Origin of the sequence: Arthrobacter sp. HMWF013 (assembly GCF_003061105.1) — a bacterium.
In the GTDB taxonomy this organism is placed as follows: domain Bacteria; phylum Actinomycetota; class Actinomycetes; order Actinomycetales; family Micrococcaceae; genus Arthrobacter.
Genome location: NZ_QAIQ01000139.1, coordinates 1 through 2,949 on the forward strand (window position 1 = coordinate 1; position 2,949 = coordinate 2,949).

Annotated in this window: 5 protein-coding genes; 3 read left to right on the forward strand and 2 right to left on the reverse strand. The window is 65.4% G+C overall.

Annotation, left to right across the window (positions count from 1 at the left end; translation table 11 throughout):
- From DBR22_RS06510 to DBR22_RS06520, 3 genes are all read left to right on the forward strand, one after another.
- Window positions 1-469: pullulanase X25 domain-containing protein (locus DBR22_RS06510; RefSeq protein WP_441296237.1), on the forward strand; the 469-nt coding region annotated here is incomplete at its 5' end.
- A gap of 89 nt (window positions 470-558) precedes the next feature.
- Window positions 559-1,104 (forward strand): YceI family protein, encoded by a 546-nt coding sequence (locus DBR22_RS06515; protein ID WP_108598330.1) that lies wholly within the window; start codon window positions 559-561, stop codon window positions 1,102-1,104.
- Window positions 1,105-1,118: 14 nt separating this feature from the next.
- Window positions 1,119-1,445 carry an acylphosphatase gene (locus tag DBR22_RS06520; RefSeq protein ID WP_108598331.1) on the forward strand — a complete coding sequence of 109 codons (327 nt, stop codon included), beginning with the start codon at window positions 1,119-1,121 and terminating at the stop codon, window positions 1,443-1,445.
- On the opposite strand, the gene DBR22_RS06525 is transcribed toward DBR22_RS06520, so the two are convergent.
- Together DBR22_RS06525 and DBR22_RS06530 are read right to left on the reverse strand one after the other, a co-directional pair.
- A complete protein-coding gene (locus DBR22_RS06525) occupies window positions 1,432-2,697 on the reverse strand; it encodes an MFS transporter (RefSeq protein WP_375134915.1) in 1,266 nt (421 codons plus the stop codon). The two genes, DBR22_RS06520 and DBR22_RS06525, sit on opposite strands and share 14 nt — an antisense overlap.
- Window positions 2,694-2,949 (reverse strand): hypothetical protein (locus DBR22_RS06530; RefSeq protein WP_146187413.1); only part of this gene is annotated, 256 nt, incomplete at its 5' end. The genes DBR22_RS06530 and DBR22_RS06525, both read right to left, overlap by 4 nt.

Below are 2,949 nucleotides of genomic sequence, written 5' to 3' on the forward strand. Positions count from 1 at the left end.
GAAGGCAGCGGATGCAGTGGGCAAGGCCGCAAAGATCATCGAGGACGCAGTAGAGCCCGTGGTCAAGGCCGTCCGCTCGCGCAAGGCAGCCCCGAAGGAAGGTGCCGCGCTTGCCGGCGCAGCGTCGTCCAACGGAACGCACGCTGCGGGCAACACCGCGGAGACGTTCCCCCAGCCTGAAGCTGTGGCAGTTGCCGGCGACTTCAACACCATCCTCGGAGCGCCGGAGAACTGGGCACCGCAGTATGACGAGGCCCAGCTGGTCCTGGACACCCTGGACCAGCTGTGGAAGATCAGCGCCGACCTGCCGGCCGGCTACTACACCTTCAAGATCGCCCTGAACCGGTCGTGGGAAGAGAACTACGGCGCCTTCGGCACCTTCGATGGCCCCAACCACGAACTGCACCACGACGGCGGCACTGTCACCATCAGTTACGACCACCGCACCCGGGACATCACCATCAACTGATCCCGGGTCTCTGGACAAAAACTCCTCAGTGAAGCAGTGTGGAAACCGGTCGTCCTGACCGGTTTCCACACCTTTAAGGAGATGCTGAAATGACCCTTCCTTCCGGCCTTACCCCGGGCAAGTGGACGTTGGATATGTCGCACAGTGAGATCGGTTTCACGGTGCGGCATGCAGGCATCAGTAAAGTCCGGGGCCGGTTCACGGACGCAAAGGCAGAGGCCCGCGTCGGCGAATCGCTGGCCGATGCCTCCCTTCACGCCACCGTCAACACCGCCAGCTTCGAGTCCGGTGATGCCAACCGCGACGCGCATGTCAAGGGACCTGATTTCTTCGACGTCGAAGAGTTCCCCGAGATGAAATTCCGCGCCACCTCCGTAGAGGGCGACGGCGAGGACTACACCCTCACCGGCGACCTCACCATCCGCGGCATCACCAAGCCGGTGGAGCTGGAAGTCGAATTCACCGGGGTAGCAGTTGACCCGTTCGGTGCCACCCGCGCCGGCTTCTCTGCCGAGACCGAGATCAGCCGCAAGGAGTTCGGCCTTACGTGGAACGCAGCGCTTGAGGCCGGCGGCCTGCTGGTCAGCGACAAAGTGAAGATCAACGTCGACGCCGCCTTGGTCAAGCAGGCCTGATCCCGGCGCCCATCATGGCTCCCGACAGTCCCCCATCCGGAAACTCCCGGTCCGAAGACCCCCAGACAGGTGATGTCCGGCTCTCTGCCCGCGTCTTTGGCACGGTGCAGGGGGTCGGATTCCGTTTCTGGACGATGGGCAAGGCCGACGAACTGGCCCTCAAAGGGGTAGTGAAAAACCTCGACGACGGCTCCGTATCCATCGTCGCCGAAGGCCCGGAGCAGCAGGTCCGGAAGCTCCTGGACTGGCTGAGGTCAGCGAATGCCCCTGGCCGGGTGGAGCGGGTGGAGGAGTCCATCTCCGCGGCCGAGAACTCGTTCCGGGATTTCAGGGCCCGCTGAGGGTGCCGGTACCGGCCGCACCTGCACGTGCCGTGCCCGGTTTGCCTGACTGGCCGAGGGGGCGTTCTTTGGGGCCCGGCGGATACGCGTGCCGCCGCCCCGTCAAGGTGATCACCAACGCGAGGACGGCGGGAATCGCTGCCGCCACCGGAACAAGCAGAGGCCCGGCGAAGGTCAGCGCAGCGGCGCCGAACATGGCACCGATCATGATCCCGATCTGTATGGTCAGGACGGTCAGCCCGTTGGCGGCGTCCCGGTACTCGCCGCCCGCACGGAGGATGGCGGACTGGTTATAGATTCCCATGGCACCGATTCCCGTGCCCCAGATAAACATCAGGACCAGGGTGACGGCCAATGCCACTCCGGGCAAGGCGACCCCGGCCAGGGGCAGCAGGATCATGGACACCACCACTCCGGCAATGGTGATCAGGAGCCAACGCCGCGGGCGGGAATCGACGGTGATACCGGCAATCCAGATGCCCACCAGCCCGGCTACCCCCAGGACGCTGATGGAGAGCGGAATGCTGAAATCAGGAAGTTTGGCCTCGCGGAGGAACGGGGCAATGTAGGTGAACAACGCGAAATGGGCCATCAGCATCAGGGGCCAGCCGATGGCCACGACTTTGACGCCGGGCTGGCTCATCGCCTGGCGGACGGAGGGGTGCGGAGCATCGGGGATGCGCCGGACCGGCGGAAGCAACCACATGGCCAGGATGGCAAGCAGCACACCGGACGCGGCCAGGACCAGGAACGCCGCGCGCCAGCCGAGCAGGTTGCCCAGGAAGGTGCCCACGGGGGCGCCGATCGCCAGGCCCAGGCTGTTGCCACTGAACACGATGGCCAGCGCCTTGCCCACTTTGTGGGCGGGGACGATCCGTGCCACAAACGGGGCCATGGCGGACCACAGCAGGCCGTGGGCGATGCCGCCCACCACGCGTGAACCCATGGCAGCGCCGAAATCGGAAACCACGGCCACCAAAGCGTTGCTGGCAGCGAAGGTCAGGATCAGCGCGATCAGCAGGTAGTGCCGTGGTATCCGGGAGAGCAGCAGCGACAACGGGATGACGGTCACCACGATGATGGCCGCATAACCCGCCGTCAGATACCCGGCCGTTGCCTCCGACACCCGGAAATCCGCGCTGATCTGGGGCAGCAGCCCGGACGGCAGGAGTTCGGTGGTGATGGCGGTGAACCCAATGGCGGCGAGCACTACGAGGGCGCCGACGGGCAGCTTGTTGTTCGGGGATGTCACCCCCTGAATTTACCCTGCCGGCGGCTCGGGCTCAGGCCGATGAACGCCCCGAGCTCCTCCAGAACAGCCGGTTTGTGGGGCATGTAGTTCGTGAGTTCGGGAGAACGGATCACCACGGCACGCCACTGGCCCCGGGACACCGCGACGTTGATCCGGTTCCGGTTCAGCAGGAACTCGGCTCCGCGGGGCGCCTCGGCAACCGCCGAGCAGGCCATCGAAACCAGCACCACGGGTGCCTCCTGGCCCTGGAAC